This window comes from Oleiphilus sp. HI0043 (genome assembly GCF_001634935.1).
In genome coordinates, this window is the sequence record NZ_LWEY01001543.1 from 1 (window position 1) to 1,569 (window position 1,569).

The window sequence follows — 1,569 nt, forward strand, 5'->3', positions numbered from 1 at the left end:
TACAGTAATGTATACGTATTTGGCGATAGCCTTTCTGATAATGGTAACCTTAATGCCATTGCACCAGACCAAACCTATGGTGAACGTTTCACCAATGGCCCTGTAGCGGTAGAATTCGTTGCAGCAGCACTAGGTCATACCCTAACACCATCGCTACACTTAGCGGGTGGTTATACTGGTAACAACTTTGCTATTGCTGGTGCAAAAGCAGTTGACGAAGATGGTGATGAATCTACACCGGACATCAACCTACCTACCCAGGTTAATGCTTTCCTACAAATCAATGCAGGTGTTGCTCCTTCAGACGCGCTATACATCGTATTAATCGGTGGCAATGACATTCGTGCAGCACGTGAAATTCGCTCAGGAGCAGTTTTCGCTTCTACAGCTGAAGAACGTCAGGCTATTCGTCAGGCAGCTAATGCTTCATTGAAAGCAGCTGTTGAATCTGAAATTGCTCAAATCGAAAAATTGATCGCTTCTGGTGCTCAGCACATTCTAGTATCTAATGCTCCAGATATCGGCGCGATCCCCGAAACTGATTTGGTTGTTGCTGGCTTACTTGCAAACACTCAAACGACTCGCCAAGAGCGCAAAGCGAACCGCCTTGTACGAGTTACTACTAAGCTTTCAGCTAAGTTCAATCGCAAGCTGGATCGTAAATTGGCTCGTCTTGAGCATCAAACAGGTGTCGATTTTATCGAGTACGACCTATTCAGCTTCTTGACTGATCAAGTCGACAACGCTGAAGACTATGGCTACACCAATACTGACGACGCATGTGCTTACATGCTATCTCAAGGTGGTGCACTTCACCCTGAGTGTGATGGTTACGTAACAGCTACTGGCTTCTTGTTCTATGATGAAATTCACCCAACTACGCAAGCTCACCAAGCTGCAGGTATTGAAATCGTTCAAACTCTATTGGCTCAATAAAACAAATTTGAGCCTCCCTACCAGACACACCCAAAACGATAACTAATAAAGCAGTACTAACTCTAAGAGGGCCTCGGCCCTCTTTTTTTATTCCAGTCGATAACACCTGTACAACTTAGAACTTCAATTGCTTTTAGTTAAAGCAAATGGAATCATGCCTGTTTTCAAAACACGGTTGCGCCCATGCCTTCGACAATTCTATACACCTTCAGACGCTGCCCTTATGCCATGAGAGCACGGTTGGCCCTGACTCTTAGCCAGGAAAAGATTCAGATAAGGGAAATTGTCTTACGAAATAAGCCAGCGACAATGCTGCATTATTCTCCGAAAGGTACCGTTCCGGTGCTCATCCTTCATCATTCAGAATCCGAGGCCCCGCAAGTGATTGATGAAAGCCTGGATATCATGAAGTGGGCTTTCAAACGATACGATCCAGACAACTTTTTAGATGCTTCCAAACTTAACGAGATGCTCGACCTTATTTCAATCAATGACGGTGAATTCAAAGATAAGCTTGATCGATACAAATATGCAGACCGCCACCCAGAACAAAGTGAGCAGGAATATCGCAAGCAAGGCGAAGGTTTTTTAGAGCTTTTGGACAAGCGCTTACAAAACCAAACTTTTCTTTTT

The 1,569-nt window shown here is 44.4% G+C and carries 2 protein-coding genes; both read left to right on the forward strand.

What is annotated here, in order from left to right:
* A partial coding sequence (locus A3729_RS23065) for an SGNH/GDSL hydrolase family protein (protein WP_197475999.1) occupies window positions 1-936 on the forward strand: 936 nt, incomplete at its 5' end.
* A 183-nt stretch (window positions 937-1,119) separates the two neighbouring features.
* A partial coding sequence (locus A3729_RS23070) for a glutathione S-transferase N-terminal domain-containing protein (RefSeq protein WP_082882161.1) occupies window positions 1,120-1,569 on the forward strand: 450 nt, incomplete at its 3' end.